19 protein-coding genes are annotated in these 18,358 nt (G+C 66.4%); 15 read left to right on the forward strand and 4 right to left on the reverse strand.

Going from position 1 to position 18,358, the window contains the following annotated elements; all coding sequences use genetic code 11:
- The first annotated feature begins 198 nt into the window (after window positions 1–198).
- The 10 genes from ACTXPP_RS04605 to ACTXPP_RS04650 all read left to right on the forward strand — a co-directional run bounded on the left by ACTXPP_RS04605 (window position 199) and on the right by ACTXPP_RS04650 (window position 11,364).
- Window positions 199–963, forward strand: a complete 765-nt coding sequence (locus ACTXPP_RS04605; protein WP_443341130.1) for an HAD family hydrolase — start codon at window positions 199–201, stop codon at window positions 961–963.
- A 66-nt stretch (window positions 964–1,029) separates the two neighbouring features.
- Complete coding sequence (locus ACTXPP_RS04610; protein ID WP_443341131.1) at window positions 1,030–3,774, forward strand: glycoside hydrolase family 65 protein; 2,745 nt, start codon at window positions 1,030–1,032, stop codon at window positions 3,772–3,774.
- A 287-nt stretch (window positions 3,775–4,061) separates the two neighbouring features.
- On the forward strand, window positions 4,062–4,802 hold the full coding sequence (locus tag ACTXPP_RS04615) for a succinate dehydrogenase cytochrome b subunit (protein WP_301497561.1): 741 nt from the start codon (window positions 4,062–4,064) through the stop codon (window positions 4,800–4,802).
- Window positions 4,803–4,835: 33 nt separating this feature from the next.
- Window positions 4,836–6,872: a fumarate reductase/succinate dehydrogenase flavoprotein subunit gene (locus ACTXPP_RS04620; protein WP_443341132.1), complete on the forward strand. Its 2,037-nt coding sequence runs from the start codon at window positions 4,836–4,838 to the stop codon at window positions 6,870–6,872.
- Window positions 6,872–7,621 carry a succinate dehydrogenase/fumarate reductase iron-sulfur subunit gene (locus ACTXPP_RS04625; protein WP_301497564.1) on the forward strand — a complete coding sequence of 250 codons (750 nt, stop codon included), beginning with the start codon at window positions 6,872–6,874 and terminating at the stop codon, window positions 7,619–7,621. Before ACTXPP_RS04620 ends, ACTXPP_RS04625 begins: the two co-directional genes overlap by 1 nt.
- A 188-nt stretch (window positions 7,622–7,809) precedes the next feature.
- Window positions 7,810–8,142 carry a hypothetical protein gene (locus ACTXPP_RS04630; protein WP_301497566.1) on the forward strand — a complete coding sequence of 111 codons (333 nt, stop codon included), beginning with the start codon at window positions 7,810–7,812 and terminating at the stop codon, window positions 8,140–8,142.
- A gap of 203 nt (window positions 8,143–8,345) precedes the next feature.
- Window positions 8,346–8,690: a hypothetical protein gene (locus ACTXPP_RS04635; RefSeq protein ID WP_443341136.1), complete on the forward strand. Its 345-nt coding sequence runs from the start codon at window positions 8,346–8,348 to the stop codon at window positions 8,688–8,690.
- 300 nt (window positions 8,691–8,990) lie between these two features.
- Window positions 8,991–10,295 carry a DUF445 domain-containing protein gene (locus ACTXPP_RS04640; protein WP_367618720.1) on the forward strand — a complete coding sequence of 435 codons (1,305 nt, stop codon included), beginning with the start codon at window positions 8,991–8,993 and terminating at the stop codon, window positions 10,293–10,295.
- 21 nt (window positions 10,296–10,316) lie between these two features.
- Window positions 10,317–10,625, forward strand: coding sequence for a DUF2516 family protein (locus tag ACTXPP_RS04645; protein ID WP_443341138.1), 309 nt, complete (start codon window positions 10,317–10,319; stop codon window positions 10,623–10,625).
- Entirely contained in the window at window positions 10,615–11,364 is a 750-nt protein-coding gene (locus tag ACTXPP_RS04650) for a beta/alpha barrel domain-containing protein (protein WP_301524655.1), read from the forward strand. The genes ACTXPP_RS04645 and ACTXPP_RS04650 overlap by 11 nt, the downstream gene beginning before the upstream one ends.
- 29 nt (window positions 11,365–11,393) lie before the next feature.
- Here ACTXPP_RS04650 and ACTXPP_RS04655 read toward each other — a convergent pair whose 3' ends face one another.
- Window positions 11,394–12,404 carry an LmeA family phospholipid-binding protein gene (locus tag ACTXPP_RS04655; RefSeq protein ID WP_443341141.1) on the reverse strand — a complete coding sequence of 337 codons (1,011 nt, stop codon included), beginning with the start codon at window positions 12,402–12,404 and terminating at the stop codon, window positions 11,394–11,396.
- 125 nt (window positions 12,405–12,529) lie between these two features.
- Entirely contained in the window at window positions 12,530–13,027 is a 498-nt protein-coding gene (locus ACTXPP_RS04660) for a DUF2505 domain-containing protein (RefSeq protein WP_301495988.1), read from the reverse strand.
- Between the two features lie 23 nt (window positions 13,028–13,050).
- Here ACTXPP_RS04660 and ACTXPP_RS04665 point away from each other — a divergent pair, with 23 nt between their 5' ends.
- The 5 genes from ACTXPP_RS04665 to ACTXPP_RS04685 all read left to right on the forward strand — a co-directional run bounded on the left by ACTXPP_RS04665 (window position 13,051) and on the right by ACTXPP_RS04685 (window position 17,168).
- Window positions 13,051–14,256 (forward strand): UDP-N-acetylmuramate dehydrogenase, encoded by a 1,206-nt coding sequence (locus tag ACTXPP_RS04665; protein WP_443341145.1) that lies wholly within the window; start codon window positions 13,051–13,053, stop codon window positions 14,254–14,256.
- Between the two features lie 131 nt (window positions 14,257–14,387).
- On the forward strand, window positions 14,388–14,741 hold the full coding sequence (locus tag ACTXPP_RS04670; protein WP_443341185.1) for an alpha/beta fold hydrolase: 354 nt from the start codon (window positions 14,388–14,390) through the stop codon (window positions 14,739–14,741).
- Complete coding sequence (locus tag ACTXPP_RS04675; protein ID WP_443341148.1) at window positions 14,690–15,142, forward strand: hypothetical protein; 453 nt, start codon at window positions 14,690–14,692, stop codon at window positions 15,140–15,142. The genes ACTXPP_RS04670 and ACTXPP_RS04675 overlap by 52 nt, the downstream gene beginning before the upstream one ends.
- Window positions 15,143–15,166: 24 nt before the next feature.
- Window positions 15,167–16,576 (forward strand): D-inositol-3-phosphate glycosyltransferase, encoded by a 1,410-nt coding sequence (mshA, locus tag ACTXPP_RS04680; protein ID WP_443341151.1) that lies wholly within the window; start codon window positions 15,167–15,169, stop codon window positions 16,574–16,576.
- A gap of 10 nt (window positions 16,577–16,586) precedes the next feature.
- Complete coding sequence (locus tag ACTXPP_RS04685) at window positions 16,587–17,168, forward strand: type III secretion system chaperone family protein (RefSeq protein ID WP_301495992.1); 582 nt, start codon at window positions 16,587–16,589, stop codon at window positions 17,166–17,168.
- 14 nt (window positions 17,169–17,182) lie between these two features.
- Here the strand turns inward: ACTXPP_RS04685 and ACTXPP_RS04690 are convergent, their stop codons facing one another.
- Complete coding sequence (locus tag ACTXPP_RS04690) at window positions 17,183–17,743, reverse strand: dihydrofolate reductase family protein (protein WP_301495993.1); 561 nt, start codon at window positions 17,741–17,743, stop codon at window positions 17,183–17,185.
- 52 nt (window positions 17,744–17,795) lie between these two features.
- Window positions 17,796–18,314: a DUF5946 family protein gene (locus tag ACTXPP_RS04695; protein ID WP_443341154.1), complete on the reverse strand. Its 519-nt coding sequence runs from the start codon at window positions 18,312–18,314 to the stop codon at window positions 17,796–17,798.
- Between the last annotated feature and the right edge of the window lie 44 nt (window positions 18,315–18,358).

The following is an 18,358-nucleotide window of genomic DNA, read 5'->3' on the forward strand; positions in this document are numbered from 1 at the left end:
CCGGGTGTTTTCCACGGCCCGCACCAACAGGGAGCGGGAGTGACAGCACTGTTTCACCTGTGTTGCGTCCAGCGACTCCGCCAGCGGTGGTGCCCGATCGCGCCTAGACTCGCAGGGGACCGAATGGTCGAACGGGCCCATGGCCGCTACCGACCCGTACCGACCGCGCCCGCCGCGACACCAAGGAGTCTGACGACGATGACCGAGCGCCCTGACCTCACCGGCTACCAGGCGGTGCTCTTCGACCTCGACGGCGTGATCACCCCGACTGCGGACCTCCACCGCCAGGCCTGGGCGGTGATGTTCACCGACTACCTCGACTCCCATGGGGCGGAGCCGTACAGCGAGCAGGACTACTTCGACCATCTGGACGGTCGCGCCCGTCTGGAGGGCATCGCCAGTCTGCTCGAGTCGCGGGGGATATCCCTCCCGCTAAACTCCCCGGCCACCCCGGAGACCCCGGCCACCCCGGCAACCGGCGGTGAACACCGGGAGACCGTGACCAGCCTGGGGGAGCGTAAGAACGCTGACTTCCTGCGCCTGCTCGACGAAGGGATCAACGCCTACCCCGGGTCCGTCGCCCTGCTCGACGCCCTGGCTGACCGTCCCGACGCGCCGAGGGTGGCCATCGTCAGCTCCTCGAAGAATGCCCGGCAGGTGCTGGAGGCGGCTGGCCTGCTGGAGCGCTTCGAGCTGGTCGTCGATGGCCTCGTCGCCGCCGAGCATCAGCTGCCAGGCAAACCCGCCCCGGACACCTACGCCTTCGCTGCCGCGCAGCTCGGGGTCGACAATGCCGTAGCCGTCGTCGTCGAGGACGCCACCTCCGGCGTAGCCTCGGGACGCGCCGGTGGTTTCGGACTGACCGTCGGTGTCGACCGCGGGGCCGGGCAGGACGCACTGCTCGCCGCCGGTGCCGATGTGGTCGTCACCGACCTTGCGGAGCTGGTCCGTCCGGACTGGTGACGCCTCGATGCGCCACACATCCACCCACCTATCCACCCCACCCGAACTCCAGGGAGCGTAACGACGATGAGCGGACTGAGCGGTAACCATCCGGCATTCGAAGACTTCCTCGCGGCCCGCCGCCGGGTCGCCTCCGTGGTCAACCGGCCCATCGACAGGGCGTCCGTGACCACGCCGGTCACGGCGTCCGACACCAACCTGATCAGTGACGGAGACGGCGACGGACTGTTCCCCACCGGATACCGCGCCGACCAGCACCACTACGACACGGACCCGGTGGAGGGGCTCGACCGCGAGAACAACCCGGTCGACGAATGGGGTTGGTACGAGACCCACCCTGACCGCAGCGACCTCGGCCTGTCCGAGACTCTCTTCGCGCTGAGCAACGGCTACCTCGGGGTGCGCGGCAACCCGGCGGAGGGACGCGACTCCGAGGAACACGGGACGTTCATCAACGGTGTCCACGAGACCTGGCCGATCTCGCACGCCGAGGACGCCTACGGCCTCGCCCGGGAAGGCCAGGCGATCGTCCAGGTCCCCGACGCCAAGACCATCCGGGTCTACATCGACGATGAGCCACTGCGCCTGCCCCAGGTCGAGGTCGAGGACTACTCCCGCGGCCTCGATTTCCGCGAGGGCGTGCTGCGCCGCAGCTGCATCTGGCGCACTGCGGCGGGCAAGCGGGTGCGGATCACCAATGAGCGGATGGTGTCCTTCCAGGAGCGCCACCTGATGATCGTGTCCACCGAGGTGGAACTGCTCGACGATGATGCCGCGGTCGTGCTGTCCTCGCAGATCCTCAACCGGCAGGACGGTGAGGACGAGTACTCCACCGTCGTCGAGCACACCGGTGCCACCGCCGAGGGCCCCGCCGGGGTCGGTGACGGCGGTGACCCGCGTAAGTCCGAGCAGTTCAGCGGGCGGGTCTTTCAACCGACCTACCAGTCTCAGCCGGAGGACCAGCGGGTCACGCTCGGCTACCGGATCACCCGGTCGGGCATGACCGTCGCGGTGAGCATGGATCATGAACTCGACCTGCAGAACGGTCCGTCCTGCGGCTCATCAGGCACCGGAACCCACGGGTTCGCCGACGCCGAGGGGGTGGAGGTGCACACCGAGCTGCGTGAGGACGTCGCCCGGGTGATCTACCACCTCGCCGGACACAAGGGCATGAAGCTGCGGCTGCAGAAGTATGTCGCCTACCACTCTTCCCGCCACGTCTCGCCGGATGAACTGGCCTTCCGCTGCGCCCGCACGATCAACCGCGCCAAGGCCGTGGGCTTCCGCAACCTGCAGCGCAACCAGGCCAAGTGGCTGCAGCGGTTCTGGCGTCGGTCGGATGTGCGGATCCCCGGCCACCCGGAGATCCAGCAGGCCACCCGCTGGAATATCTTCCAGCTGCTCCAGGCCTCGGCGCGGGCGGAGGGCCAGGGAGTGCCTGCCAAGGGGCTGACCGGTTCGGGCTACGGCGGCCACTATTTCTGGGACACCGAGATCTACGTGATGCCGTTCCTGTCGTACACCAACCCGCAGTTCGCCAGGAATGCGATGCGGTTCCGCTACACGATGCTGCCCGCGGCGAAGGAACGTGCCAGGGAGCTCGCCCACGACGGCGTCCTGTTCCCGTGGCGCACGATCAACGGCCGCGAGTCCAGTGCCTACTACGCCGCGGGTACCGCGCAGTACCACATCGACGCCGACGTCAGCTACGCGCTGATGAAGTACGTCAACGCCTCCGGCGACATGGATTTCCTGCTGGACGAGGGCGTCCACATCCTCATCGGCACCGCCCGGTTCTTCATGTCGCTGGGCTTCTTCAACACCGCCGGAACCCGCTTCGAGATCCACTCGGTCACCGGGCCGGACGAGTACACCACGGTGGTGAACAACAACCTCTATACAAATGTCATGGCGCAGTACAACCTCCGGGTCGCCGTGGAGGTCGTCACGCAGCTGAAGGCAGCCCGACCGTACGACTACGAGGACCTGATGCGTCGTGCAGGGTTGAGTGAGGACGAGCTCGACCTGTGGCAGCGCGCCGCCGATGTCATGTACATCCCCTTCAATGAGTCCCTGGGGGTCAATCCGCAGGACGACCAGTTCATGCAGCGCCAGTTGTGGTCGCTGGACGATCCGGCGGTGGGACCCAAGCGTCCGCTGCTGCTGCACTACCACCCGCTGACGATCTACCGTTACCAGGTGCTCAAACAGGCCGACGTGGTGCTCGCCCTGTTCCTGCAGGGCTCCCGGTTCCCGGAGGACGTCAAGCGTCGGGACTACAACTACTACGACCGGCTGACCACGGGCGACTCCTCACTGTCGGCGGTGGTGCAGTCGATCATGGCCGCGGAACTGGGCTACCACGACCGGGCGATGGACTTCTTCACCCGCGGTCTCTACCTTGACCTCAATGACCTGCACGGAAACAGTTCCGACGGTGTCCACATCGCCTCCTGCGGTGGCGTGTGGAGTGGGCTGGTGTACGGATTCGGTGGGTTCCGGGACCATGACGGCCGCTTCTCGATCGACCCGCGGATGCCCGAGGAATGGGGCGAACTCGAGTACACGGTGACCCTGCAGGGCACCGTGGTGCGGGTGACGGTGCGCGCCGGTGAGGTCGAGCTGGTCGTGGATCCGGGGGAGGAGTCGGACGCTGCGACGGATGCGGCGGGTGCCGCAGGTGCAAAGGACGCCGATGTCCTGACCGTCCCGGCCGGGCCGATCCGGGTGTGCGGGCAGGAGGTCATGGTCGGCACCGATCCGGTGGTGGTGGCCGGGGATACGCTGCTGCGTGCCGACGACGCAGAGTAGACGAGGCAGCGTAGGCCTGTGTGGTGCGGGGCGCCTGCGCGGTCGAGTGCGCCCCGGGTCGTGTGCGCCCCCGCGGGGCCTTGTGCGGCCTTGTTCCACCCCGGGCGCAGTAAGGTTGATACATATTTAGCAGTAATGATTGGGGGATCTGTGCTGCGCACGGCACCGGGGGAGGGCGTCAGAAGTGATGCCACCAGAGTAAGAGTGTGATTCTTTTCACGGGGGAGGGGGCCGGTTGGTGTTGACCACTAAACGGGTCGTACAGTGTCTATGACACTGGAGGTGCCATGACTGTTAAATTTGACGATCCCGTCGCAATCGAGCACGGGAAAATTTCCATTAAACCATTGAGGGAAAAGCCAGGCTTCCCTACCTGGGCGATGAAACTGACGATGGCCGTGACTGGCCTCATCTTCGCCTTGTTCGTCCTGGTCCACATGATCGGAAACCTGAAGGTTTTCGGATCTGCCGAAGGCTTCGACAACTACGCCCACTTCCTGCGGGACATGGGTTACCCGCTCGTCCCGCACGAGAGCATCTTGTGGTTCCTGCGTGTGGTGCTCGCAGTATCGCTGATCCTGCACGTGTACTGCGCCTTCGCGCTGAAAGCCCGGGCCAAGCAGTCCCGCGGTGAGTTCAAGCGCTACGGCAAGGTGAAGGGCCTCAACAACTTCACCGCCGGCTCCATGCTGGGCACCGGCGCTGTGCTGCTGCTGTTCATCATCTTCCACATCCTCGACCTGACTCTCGGCAAGGCCGTCGCCTCGGATGAGTTCGTCCACCTCGAGGCCTACAACAACCTGGTTGCGTCCTTCGAGCGCCCGGCCGTCGCGATCTTCTACATCCTGTGCATGATCGTGCTGTTCCTGCACCTGAGCCACGGCATCTGGACCGCCTCTTCTGACCTGGGCATCACCGGGCACCGTTGGCGCCAGGTCATGCTGTGGATCTCCTACCTGCTGCCGGCGGCTGTGATGATCGGCAACATTGCGATTCCGTTGGCCGTCATGACCGGCATCGTGAGCTAGCGGCGGATCTGGAAGAGGAGAAGAGAGAAGACTATGGGAACCAGTAAGCCCCACCCCCACAACCAGACCGCGGACTTCAACTACGACGAAGCTCTCGCGGCCTTCAGTGCGCCGCAGTCCAGCGTCGACGGTGTCGCCGTCGGCAAGGTGATCGGCGACAACGCCCCCCACGAGGTCGGCCAGCAGGAGCAGTGGCAGTACGACAAGGAGCACTTCAAGCTCGTGTCGCCGCTGAACCGTGCGAAGTTCCGCATCCTCATCGTGGGAACCGGCCTGGCCGGCGGTGCTGCAGCCGCCGCCCTCGGTGAGCTCGGCTACGACGTGAAGGTGTTCACCTACCACGACAGCCCCCGCCGCGCGCACTCCATCGCCGCGCAGGGTGGCGTCAACTCGTCGCGCTCCAAGAAGCTCGACAACGACTCCACCTACAACCACACCAAGGACACGGTCAAGGGCGGCGACTACCGTTGCCGCGAGAACGACTGCTGGCGCCTGGCGATGGAGTCCGGCAAGGTCATCGACCACATGAACGCCATCGGTGCCCCGTTCTCCCGTGAGTACGGCGGAACCCTGGCCACCCGTTCCTTCGGTGGTGTGCAGGTGTCCCGCACCTACTACACCCGTGGTCAAACCGGTCAGCAGCTGCAGCTGGCGACGACCTCCGCCCTGTACCGCCAGATCGGTGCCGGCAACGTGGAGATCTTCACCCACTCCGACGTCCAGGACATCATCGTCGAGGACGGCGTGTGCAAGGGAATCGTCACCCGCAACATCATCACCGGTGAACTGTCGACCCACACCGGTCACGCCACCGTGCTCGCCACCGGCGGTTACGGCAACGTGTACCACATGTCCACGCTGGCCAAGAACTCCAACGCCAGCGCCATCATGCGCGCCTACGAGCAGGGTGCCTACATGGCGTCCCCGTCGTTCGTGCAGTTCCACCCGACCGGCCTGCCGGTCAACTCGGACTGGCAGTCCAAGACCATTCTGATGTCGGAGTCGCTGCGTAACGACGGCCGTATCTGGACCCCGGCCCAGAAGGACGACCAGCGCGACCCGATGACGATCCCCGAGGACGAGCGCGACTACTTCCTCGAGCGCCGCTACCCGGCCTTCGGCAACCTGGTGCCGCGTGACATCGCCTCCCGTGCGAACGCGCAGCAGATCAACGGTGGCTACGGTGTGGGCCCGAAGAAGAACTCGGTGTACCTGGACCTCACCCACGCCATCGAGAAGCTGGGCGAGGACACCATCCGCGAGCGCTACTCCAACCTCATCCAGATGTACGAGGAGGCCATCGGCGACGACGCATACAAGACCCCCATGCGTATCGCCCCGACCTGCCACTACACCATGGGTGGCCTGTGGGCCGACTTCCACGAGATGACCTCGATCCCGGGGCTGTTCTGCGCCGGTGAGTCGTCCTGGATGTACCACGGCGCCAACCGCCTGGGTGCGAACTCGCTGTTGTCCTCCTCGGTCGAGGGCTGGTTCACCCTGCCCTTCACCGTGCCGAACTACCTGGCCCCGCTGCTGGGCCAGGAGGCCCCGGACGCCGAGTCCCAAGCCGCCAAGGATGCGCTCAAGCGCACCGAGGACCGGATCGAGAAGATCCTCAACATCCGTGGCCCGAACCCGCACGGTGCGGAGTACTACCACCGCCAGCTGGGCGAGATCCTCTACCGCTGCTGTGGTGTGGCCCGCTCCGTCGAGGACATGCAGCAGGGCATCGACGAGATCCGCAAGGTTCGCGCCGACTTCTGGGAGAACGTCTTCGTGCCCGGTGGCAAGGACGAGATGAACCAGCAGCTGGAGAACGCGATCCGCGTTGCCGACTACCTGGACCTCGGTGAGCTCATGTGTGTCGACGCCCTGGACCGTGACGAGTCCTGTGGTGCCCACTACCGTGAGGATCACCTCGACGAGGACGGCGAGGCAGAGCGTAACGACGACGAGTGGTGCTTCGTCTCGGCATGGGAGCCGGGCGATAAGCCGGAGACCTTCATCCGACACTCCGAGCCGCTCTACTTCGACCGCATTCCGCTGATGACAAGGAACTACAAGTAATGAAACTGCATCTTGAGATCTGGCGTCAGGCGGACCACGCCTCGAAGGGACACTTCGAGTCCGTGGACGTCCCCGATGCCGTTGAGTCAATGTCCATCCTGGAGCTTCTCGACCACGTCAACACTGGCTACGTCGAGGCCGGCAAGGAGCCCTTCGCCTTCGCCTCCGACTGCCGTGAGGGCATCTGCGGTACCTGTGGCCTGATGGTCAACGGTCGTCCGCACGGACCGGACAAGAACAAGCCGGCCTGTCAGCAGCGCCTCTTCAGCTTCAACGATGGTGACTCCATCAAGCTGGAGCCGCTGCGCTCGGCCGCCTACCCGGTGGTCAAGGACATGGTCGTCGACCGTTCCGCCCTGGACCGCGTCATGGAGAAGGGTGGCTTCGTCTCGATGGCCGCCGGTACCGCTCCGGACGCCGACAGCCTCCTGGTCAACCACTCGGACGCCGAGCTCGCGCTCGACCACGCCGCCTGCATCGGTTGCGGTGCCTGCGTTGCCGCCTGCCCGAACGGTGCGTCCCACCTGTTCACCGGTGCCAAGCTGGTGCACATGACCCTGTCCCCGCTGGGGCGTATGGAGCGTGGCCGTCGCGCCACCAACATGGTCGATGAGGCTGAAGGCACCTTCGGCCCGTGCTCGCTGTACGGCGAGTGCGCCGACGTGTGCCCGGCGGGTATCCCGCTGACCGCCGTCGCCGCGATCACCAAGGAGCGCGCCCGCGCTGCCCTGCGTGGCAAGGACGACTAGTCCGCACCTCCACCGCGTCCCGTCGTGAACGGGGCGCGACCCCACCCGTGCGGGGGATGGAGTGCACCGTATCAACGGTGTGACTCGGTTCCTCCGACGGTGGTGGACTAGAATTCACGGTAGCAACAAGCAGTGTGTACCGGCCGGTGTCACTTCAGACTCGGCTGCAGACGATGAAAGAGGAACTGATGTCCGCTCACGCCGACTCTGAGGTTATGTTCTCCGGTGAGCCGGAGTACCTGGACGGGTATGTCCCCACCAGTTGGGACTCCCAGCACTCGTCGCTGCAGCGCAGCCTGACCTGGATCGGCATGGCGCTGATCCTGCTGGCTGCCTCCGCAGCCGGCCTCTTCGTCTACGGATTTGCCTCCGACAGCGTCGGCTCCCAGGACAACGGCATCATGATCGGCACCGTCGGTGCCGTCGTGGCCGTCGTGGTGCTGCTCGCCGCCTTCGCCTCCGTGCACTTCGGACGTAGCTCCTACCGCGACTACAAGAAGCGCACCGGCCGCGTGCACTAAGCACCGGCCCCGCCGGTCGTCCCCGGACCGTCCGGCACCTCCAGCGTCCGCCCCGCAGACTCTCACCGAGACTGCGGGGCGGACGTTTTCGTGGCCTCGGGGCGTCGACACCAGCTGACCTGGATGTCTACACTGGAGAGGACGACACCGACGAGCTCGGCGATGATGGGTGCTCCATTCTTCGCCGGGCGGAGGAGGTAGTCATGAACGAGAAGAAAAAGCCCGTGGGCATCTACGAGGGCGAGCCGATCCACCTGGACGGGTACGTCCCGAGCAGCTGGGATTTCCATCACTCGTCGCTGCTGCGCGGAGCCGCCTGGATCGGCATGGGGCTGATCCTGAGCTCCATGGCGGGATTCGGTGCCGCGATCTGGGGATTCGCCACCTACGGATACGGTGGTGGGCTGCAGACCCAGGAGCACGGGGACGTCATCGGTCTCATCGGCCTGATCATTGGCCTGGTCGTGCCGTTCGCCGGGTGCGCCAGCATCTACATCGGCCGGGCGCGTTACCGCAAGTACAAGGAGGCCACCGGCCGAGTGCACTAGAGCCTGGAGCCCTCGTACTGCAGACCAGAGCGCCCCGCCTGCTCGTCATTCTCATCATTGAGTCGGCGAGGGCAATGTCGGATAGGTGTGATGATCTGCTGGTTTTCCGGCGAAATCCCAGCGATCGGTCCCACCTTTCCGACACCCGTTGCGATGCGGGGACCGCAGGCGAGGCAATGAGGCTACAGGCGGCGGGGAAATGACCGGGGAGGCTGGCCACCGTCCGGCGAGACGAGGGAACAAACAGGCGGGGCAGTGACATGCGGACCCTGTGCTTGCAGTTGGGGGATAATGGGACGGGTGAGCACTACTCTGACCAACCAACTGCCCGTCCCCGGACCATCACCGGAGTCCGAGGCAACCCGTCGACGTGACCTGCGCCGCCACAAAGCTTTCGCCACCAGCCTGCTCGTCCTGGCGACCCTGATCTACCTCGGCTGCCGTTGGCTGGAAGCGACCGGACGCGACGCCGGCTGGACCCCGTACGTCCGTGCCGCCAGCGAGGCCGGTATGGTCGGCGCACTGGCGGACTGGTTCGCGGTCACCGCACTGTTCCGTCACCCGTTGCGCATCCCGATCCCGCACACCGCGATCATCAAGCGCAAGAAGGACCAGGTCGGCCACGCCCTCAGCGAGTTCGTCGGGGACAACTTCCTCAATGCCACGCTGATCACCGAGAAGCTGCGCCAGGCACGCATCCCGGAGCGTGCCGCCGACTGGGTGCTTGACGGCGGCGGGGCCGAGCGCACCGGCAAGGAGGCCGCCCGGCTGATCGACCTGGTGGTCAACGGGGTCGACCGCGAGGAGGCGGAGCAGCTGCTGCGCACGCTGATCATCGACAAGGCGTCCGAACCGACCTGGGGCCCGCCGCTGGGCCGTGGCCTGGAGCAGCTCATCGCTGAAGGACGCACCAAACCGGTCGTCGACGCCGTCGTCGTCTGGTTGGACGACAAGGCCCGCGACAGCGAGGACCTGGTCGTCCGGCTGCTGGACGAGCGCACCCCGTCGTGGGCACCACAGTTCGTCCGCGACCTGGTCGGTGACAAGGTGCACCGCGAACTCGTCCAGTTCACCGCGGACGTACGGTCCAACCCGGAGCATGAGGCACGCCACGCGATCCGGAAGTTCATCAACCAGCTGGCCCAGGACCTGCAGCACGACCCGGTGATGATCACCCGGGTGGAGAACTTCAAGTCCGACGTCATGGGGTCGGCCACCGTCCAGGGGCTGCCGGGCACGCTGTGGGAAGCCATCCGGTCGAACCTGACGGAGATGGCCCGGGACGAGGATTCAATGCTGCGGTGCAAAATCGTCCAGTGGGTCACCGAGTTCGCCACCCGGGTGCGCGAGGAGCCGGAACTGCGGGAGTCGCTGGAGAAGCGCATTGTGGGCGCGGCGTCCTACCTGGCGGACAACTACGCCGGTGAGGTCACCGGCATCATCGGCGAGACCGTGGAGCGGTGGGACGCCGACGAGGCCAGCGACCGTATCGAGCTGATGGTCGGCAAGGACCTGCAGTTCATCCGGGTCAACGGCACGGTCGTCGGTGCGTTGGCAGGGCTGGCGATCTACACGGTCTCGGAGCTTCTGTTCACACTGTTCTAGAGTCGGATAGACTCAGTGACCATGGAGTTGATTCACTACGCCCGCTACTTTCTGAGCCTTGCGGAACTCGGTGTGATCCTCGCGGTGGCTATCGCGGGGATCTGGGGTGCGATCCAGGTCATCCGGACCCGGGACGACGCCTTCATGGTCATCGACCGGTCGAAGCAGAACTGGATGCTGCTGCTGGGCGGCGCTGCTGTGGCTGCCTTGTTGCTCGGGACGATGGGTCTGTCAATTGCGTGGATCGCTGCCGCGGTGATCGTGGGCATCTACTGGCAGGACATCCGCCCTGCCGTGCGGGACGTGCTGGACAACTCCAGTGACTGGTGACGACCAAGACAGTGGTCAGGTCAGCGGCCTGGGGCGAATCGAGCTGAGTCTGCTGGACCCGCAGCCGTCCACAGAACAGATCGTGGCGGTGATCGAGCGTGCCCGACAGGAGGGGATCGGGGCGGTATGGCTGCCGCCGACGTCCTTCCCGGTGCGCGGGATCGGGGGAGAGGGGGACGCTCAGGGGAGTGTCCGCCTGTGCTCCGTGGCTGGTTATCCCACCGGCCAGCATCATGTCCTGGTCACGGCCAGTGAGGCGCATATGGCCGTGGCCAACGGTGCCGACGAGGTGACTGTGGTCCTGGACCCGGCGCATGTCTACGGTGGCCCGGATGCCACGGGGGATCTCAATGCGCTGATCGGGGAGATCGTCACGTTGCGTGAGGCGGTGCCGTATCCGGCGGTGCTGCGCGTCGCGCTCGGGACAGTCCGCGGGGCGGGCCAGGTGACGGGCAGCGTGCCCGCGGCGGTATTGCAGACCGTGGCACGGGCGGCGGTCACCGCCGGCGCCGATGTCGTGGTCGGGCCGTCCGACGATGCACCGGGGGAGGGAAGTGCGGAGGAGACCATCCGCATCCTCGCCGAGGCCGTCGCAGGAAGCTCCGTGACGGTGATGTCGGGCAGGGTACTGTCCTTCGACGACCCGGGTGCCTTCGACGTCGTGGAGCGGCTCTCTGCCGCCGGGGCGCACCGGGTGGTGTTGGACGCTGCGAGCCTCAGCACCGGCAGCACAGCCTGACCAGTACCGCCGGTATCCCGGCCGGACGGTCAGGCCGCCTGGTCCTCCGAGTTGGCGCCCGAGTCAGCGCCCGATCCGCTCTCGGTGCCGAAGGCGCCGGAGGTGTCGATCTCGTCCATGTTGATCTGGGTGCCGTGCAGCCTGATCTTCAGTCCGTCCTCGGTGACCTCGGCGCTCTGGATGGTCAACTCCTCGGAGGCCTCGTTGACGGTGCTCTCCAACTGGTCCGACAGTGACTCCGCGACCGACTGCGGCAGACTCATACCGAAGATCTTCACGTCGGACAGCGACATCGACAGGGTGCCGTCGGTGACCTCGGGAACCATGCTGAGTGTCGCCAGACCACCACTGATCTCGAAGTCGAGGGTGTTCTCGCCGGTGTTCATCGCGACGTCGGTGATGGAGATCAGGTTGTCCAGGGCGCCGGAGAACGGGTTGTCGTCCTCGGAGTTCTGTGCCTGCTCGCCGTCCTCGCCGTCCTCGCCGTCCTCGGCGCCACCGGCGGCCTCGGACTTCTGCAACTCGGCCAGCAGCATCTCCGAGGGCATGGTCGTGTCCAGGGTCAGGTCGTCGATAAGCATGCTCTCGCCGGTGACGGAGATGTTCTTGGCGTCCATCTCGACCGCGGGCTGGCCGGTGATCACCGGGCGCGACTGGTCGCCGTCCTCGTAGCTGACCTCGACGGTGGAGGGCATGGTGGCGCTCATCGACGGGATCTTGCCCTGGACCAGCCCCAGCAGCAGCGGGGAGGCTCCGAAGCTCACCGACGGATCCTCGGACAGCTCGGTGCCGTCCTCCTCCAGGGAGGAACGGATCTCATCGACGACGGTGTTCTTCGCGTAGGCGCGGACACCGAACTCGGCGATCACCAGCAGAATGACCAGGACCGCCACAACGGAAATGAGGACCTTCCACCACAGGCCGAACTTCTTGCCCGACTTGTTGCCGGATGTGCCGCCAGGGTTCTGGCTCGGCGCGGTGGTCGAAGTGGCGGCGGCGGAGTCCGCACGCCACACGTCAGGGTTACTTGAGTTGCTCACGTCGACCAGTGTGGCGCATCGTGCCCCCGGACGCCACACCAGTCACCGTAAAACTCAGGAAGGGTCACGGTGTTCTACGGTCACGGACAGAAAACTGTCAGTGCCGCGAAGATCGCCCGGGAGGATCAGGCGTTCTCGTTGATCCACTTCTCGACGAGGGCAGCCTCGTTGACGATGATGTCGCGGACGTAGTCGGCGACCTTCGGCTCGATGACCGGACCGATCATCGGGATGGTGACGTCGATGTCGACCTCGGCCTCCAGGGTGGTGGAGCCGTCCTCGTCGATGAGGGTGAGCTCGGCCTCGAACTTCACCGGGGCACCCTTGATCTCGGCGTTCATCTCGCCGTTGGCGGTGCCGTCCTCGAGGGCCTCGAAGGAGATGGTGCGCTTGAGCTTCAGGCTCTGGGAGACCATGGATCGCACGGCCTCGGGCAGGGCGTCGGGGGCGAGGACCTCGAAGAGGACCACGTTGATCGGGTCGGCGGAGAACTCGGCGACCTCGCCGGGCTCTTCGGCGATGTTGGCGGCCTCGAACTCCCAGTACGCCTTGGTGGCGAGCGCGTCGTAGACCTTGTCAGCGGGGATGTTGACGGTCGTCGAGGTTTCAATGTGAGTTGTCATGCCGACAGACTACCGTTAACAGCGTGAGTTCTCTTGATTCTGTGTTCCTTGCGTCAACAATTGCTGCGATCGGTCCCCGCCCGGACGTCGCGACGGCCGATGTCGACTTCGCCGCGCTGACGACGCTGCGCATCGGCGGCGCCCCCGCGGCCACCGTCGTGTGCCGCTCGGCGGACGCCGTCGCCGAGGTGGTGGGCACCCTTGATGAGCAGGACATTCCCTTGCTGGTCGTCGGTGGTGGGTCGAACCTGGTGGTGGGCCAGGACGTCGCCGATCTCGTCGTCGTCCTGATCACCGCCGCCGGTGCGGACATGACCGACACACCGGTGCACATCGACACCGACACCGGCCTGGTACGCGCCTTCGCCGGGGTGGTGTGGGACGACCTCGTCGCCGCCACGGTGGACGCCGGACTCGGCGGGCTGGAGTGCCTGTCGGGGATCCCGGGGTCGGTCGGCGCCACCCCCGTCCAGAACGTCGGTGCCTACGGCGCGGAGGTCTCCCAGGTGCTCCACCGGGTGCAGCTGTTCGACCGGACGACCGGCGAGCTTCAGTGCGTCTCCCCGGAGTCGCTGGACCTGGCGTACCGCTACTCCAACCTGAAGTTCACCAACCGTGCGGTGGTCACCGCCGTGGAGTTCCAGCTGAGCCCCGACGGTCTCAGCGCCCCGCTGCGCTTCGGTGAACTGGCCCGCCGCCTCGGTGTCAGCGAGGAGGAGGGTGCGGCCGGGCAGGCGCGGCGTCCTGTCGCCGACGTGCGGGACGCCGTGCTCGCTCTGCGAGCCGGCAAGGGCATGGTCCTCGACGACGCCGACCACGACACCTGGTCGGCAGGCTCCTTCTTCACCAACCCGGTGGTCACCGGCGAGGACACCCGGGACGCCGTCATCGAGGCCGTCACCTCCCGCTGCGGTACCGAGGCTGCCGCGTCGATGCCCTGCTACCCGGCGGGCACGGATGCGGCCGGGCGCACGCAGTTCAAGTTCTCCGCTGCCTGGTTGATTGAACGTGCCGGGTTCCCCAAGGGCTGGCAGGTCCCGGCCGAGCAGGGCGGCACCGGTCGGGCTGGGCTGTCGACGAAGCACACCCTGGCGCTGACCAACCGGGGGAGCGCGGTCAGCGAGGACATCGTGGAGCTGGCCCGCGCGGTGCGCGCCGGGGTGCAGGACGCCTTCGGGGTCACCCTGGTGCCTGAGCCGGTGTGGATCGGTGTGACTATCGACGGGTAGGGGGCCTGGCACACTGGGGACGATGTCACTCGACACACGGACCACGTTCGTCCTGATCCACGGGTCAGGAACCAGCTCCACCATGTGGGGCCCGATCCAGCAGGAACTCGCCCTGCAGGTACGCCATCGACCTGCCCGGCCACGGCGCCCAGGCCCGCTACCCGGTCAGCTACCAGGCGCCCCAGGACCTCGAGGCCTTCGCCGCCGAACCGTCCACCCTGGCCGGTGGCACTCTCGACGACAACGTCGCCGCGCTCGAGGCCGCGGTCCGACGGCTCCGGGGGCTCCAGGAACACAGCCCGGTCGTCCTCGTGGCGTCCAGCCTTGGCGGGGTGACGGCGACGGTGTTCGCCAACCGCCACCCCGAACTCGTCGACGGACTGGTCTACATCTCCGCCTGGGCCTGTGCATCCCGGGAAGCCCCCTGGAGTACATGGCCGAACCGGAGTTCTCTGAGAGCCTGTTGCCCGGCCTGGGTGGCCTGAACGTGGAGGTGGACCCGGCATGGGGTGTCGGCCGGGCGAACTACCGCACCGCCGATCCTGAGTTGCTTGGTCTGCTCAAGGCGTCCCTGATGGATGAGGCCGACGACCAGCAGTTCATGGCCTTCCTCAACAGCATGGTGCCGGACGAATCCGCAGCCGTGATGATGGGCGATGCGCGGCTGGACCCGGACACCTGGGGCACGGTGCCGCACACCTACCTGCGTCTACTGCAGGACCGGTCCCTCCCGATCGCCATGCAGGACCGGCTGATCGCCGAGGCGGATGCGCTGACCCCGGACAATCCCTTCACCGTGCACACCCTGGACGCCTCCCACGCCGGGTTCATCCACCGCAGCGACGAGGTGGTGCGCGTGCTGACCGGGGGACCCGCCACACGGTAATCCCACAGAGTAATCTTGGGTGTCATGCGCGTCGCGATGATCTCCATGCACACCTCCCCGTTGGAGCAGCCCGGAATCGGGGATGCCGGCGGGATGAACGTCTACGTCCGCAATGTCGCCGAACACCTGGTGGCCCACGGGATCGAGGTGGACGTGTTCACCCGCGCGACCCGCGCCTCCCAGGGCGAGGCCGTCGAGGTGGCGCCGGGGTTGCGGGTGATCAACAGTGTGGCCGGGCCGTTCGAGGGACTGCCGAAGGAGTCGCTGCCGACCCAGTTGGCGGCGTTCACCGGCTCGGTGCTGTCCTTCGTGCGCCGCGAGGCCGGACGCGACGGCGGCACCCCTGGTCAGATCGACCGCACCGGTGCCGGACGCTACGACCTGATCCACTCCCACTACTGGCTGTCCGGCCAGGTCGGCTGGCTGCTGCGCGACCTGTGGGGCGTACCGATGGTGCACACCGCACACACCTGGGCGGCGGTGAAGAACCTTGCACTGGCCGAGGGCGATACCCCGGAACCGGAGTCGCGACGCATCTGCGAGCAGCAGATCATCGACAACGCCGACCGCATCATCGTCAACACCCAGGACGAGGCGGACGCCCTGGTCACCGCCTACGACGCCGACCCGGCCCAGCTGTCGGTGGTGTCCCCAGGTGTGGACGTCCACCGGTTCACACCCGGCTCCGACCGGGCGACCGAGCGCTCCCGACGTGAGCTGGGCATCCCACTGCGGGCGAAGGTCATCGCCTTCATCGGGCGGCTGCAGATGCTCAAGGGGCCGCACATCCTGTTGCGCGCCGCCGCCGACCTGATCCGCCGGCACCCGGAGCAGAACATCCGGGTGGTGATCTGCGGCGGGCCGTCCGGCACCGGGCTGGAGCGTCCGGACGAACTGCACGACCTCGCCGCGGAGTTGGGTGTCTCCGGCTATGTGCGGTTCCTGTCGCCGCGTCCTCCCGAGGAACTGGTGACGGTCTACCAGTCCGCCGACATCATCGCCGTTCCCAGCTACAACGAGTCCTTCGGGCTGGTGGCGTTGGAGGCGCAGGCGTCCGGCACCCCGGTGGTGGCGGCACGGGTCGGCGGACTGCCGCTGACGGTGACCGAGGGGGTCAGCGGTGTCCTGGTCGACGGGCATGATCCGGCGGACTGGTCGACAGCGCTGGAGGGCTTGATCATCGACGATGACCTGCGTAACTCGATGTCGGTCGATTCCCCGGCGCATGCGGCGGAGTATTCCTGGGACGTCACCGTGGAGAAGATGGTCGTCGAGTACCAGCAGATCATCGACCGGTGGGCAGCCAATGGCTGTGCGGAGGCGGGGGCGTCGCTGTGCTCGCTGGAGACACGCGATGCAGGCGGAGCCGGCAACGGAGGCGGAAGTGCCGGCGGAACCTCGATTTCGGCGGTCGCGTCGGCCGCTGGAGAGTAGATTCGAGGACATGGAACTGCAGCAACTGAGGGAACTCCTGGACGAGGCAGAGGTCGACTACGAGGTCGCCGGTGGGGGCGAGGGGCCCGACAAGGCCGAGGCGCTGGTGGTGGTCCTGCCCGGTGAACGTCGGCTGAAGACCAACGCCCTGTTCATCCCGCAGGACGGAATGTTCCGCGTCGAGGCCTTCGTGTGCCGCGCGGTCGAGGAAGCCCACGCCGAGGTGTACCGGCTGCTGCTGCAGCACAACCGCAAGGCCTACGGGGTGCACTACACCCTGGACAACAACAACGACATCTACCTGGCCGGACAGCTCCCCGACACCACCACGGCCGAGGACGTCCAGCGCATCCTCGGGCAGGTGCTGGAACTGGCCGACGGCGACTTCAACCACATCCTGGAGTTGGGCTTCGAGACCTCGATCCGGCGTGAGTGGGAGTGGCGGCTGGACCGTGGGGAGCCGACCAAGAACCTCGCGGCGTTCCAGCGGCTGCGTCCCGGTTACGAGGACGAGCGCCGCCGCGAGCGCGAGGAGCGGGCGGAGAATGCCGGGAACTCCGCACCGTCGACCCCGCCCGCGCCGGGTGCGTAGCTTGTTCGGTCCCGTCAGTTCTCGACCGCGTACTTGAGTTGCACCATTCCGCTGTCGAAGCCTTGCTCGTGGAGCAGGCGCAGGGGGATCCGGGTGTCCGGGAACATGCGGAGGCCACCGCCGATGAGGATGGGGCAGACGACCATGTGCACCTCGTCGACCAATCCGTGACGCAGCGCGTCGGCTGCCAGGGTCGGACCGACCACGGTGAGGTCTTTGTCGGTGGCGTCCTTGATCGCGCGGACCGTCTCCGGGACAAACTCGCGCTCCAGACGCGTGCGGGTGGTAGTGACCTTGTAGAGGGTGGTCGAGAAGACGACCTTCTCCTTCGACTGCCAGTCCTCGGCGAAGACCTCTGACTCAGGCGAATCCGCCGCGATATCGGGATCGGTCTCCCACACGGTCATCATCTCGTACATCCGGCGGCCGTACAGGTACGTACCGACCTCCGACATGTCCTGGTTGATGGCTTCCAGAACCTGTTCATCGGGACGCGCCCAGTCGTCGAAGCGTCCCTCCTCGTCTGCGACGTAGCCGTCGGTCGAGCAGGTCATCGAGTAGATCAGGCGTCCCATGGGCGCCACCTTCCTTCATTTTCATCGGGGTTTCCCAGTCACGCCCCGCGGCTCATGCTGCGGCACCGAGCCCACGTTCGGCGGCGATGGACAGCACCCACAGGTGCATCCGGTCCTCGTATCCGGCGATCGGGAACAGCCCGCGGGACGGGTCGTTGGGGTCGGTCGCCGCGACGTCGCCGATGGTGATGCTCGGTGCGCGGCTGCGTTCCGGCACCGGGATCGGGGCGTCCGACGAAAATCTCACAGCCCCACGTGACCCTGCCACCGGCGCATCGAAGGACGGGACGCCGCCCGCGTCCTGCAGACGCTCGAGATCGTTGACCGCCTCGATCCCGCCGGAGAGGTAGACGGTGAGCATCTGCCACAGCGAGCCGATCTGGTCCTGCTGGCCCTCCGGGATCTCCAAAGGATGCTGCAGCAGATAACAGGCGACGTTGAGCCCGTGGAAGCGTCCGAAAGGGTGGACGTCCCGATGGTCCAGGGCCAGTAGTTCCTGGAAGTAGTCGGCGCAGGTCATGTCGTCCCACTGCGCGCCACACTCCGGACAGGTGGTGGTGATGGCGTTCATGGTGTTCATACCTTTTGTTCTTCCGGCCGGGGGCCGGATGCACA

The sequence above is a fragment of the Candidatus Corynebacterium faecigallinarum genome (assembly GCF_052264515.1).
Taxonomy (GTDB): domain Bacteria; phylum Actinomycetota; class Actinomycetes; order Mycobacteriales; family Mycobacteriaceae; genus Corynebacterium; species Corynebacterium faecigallinarum.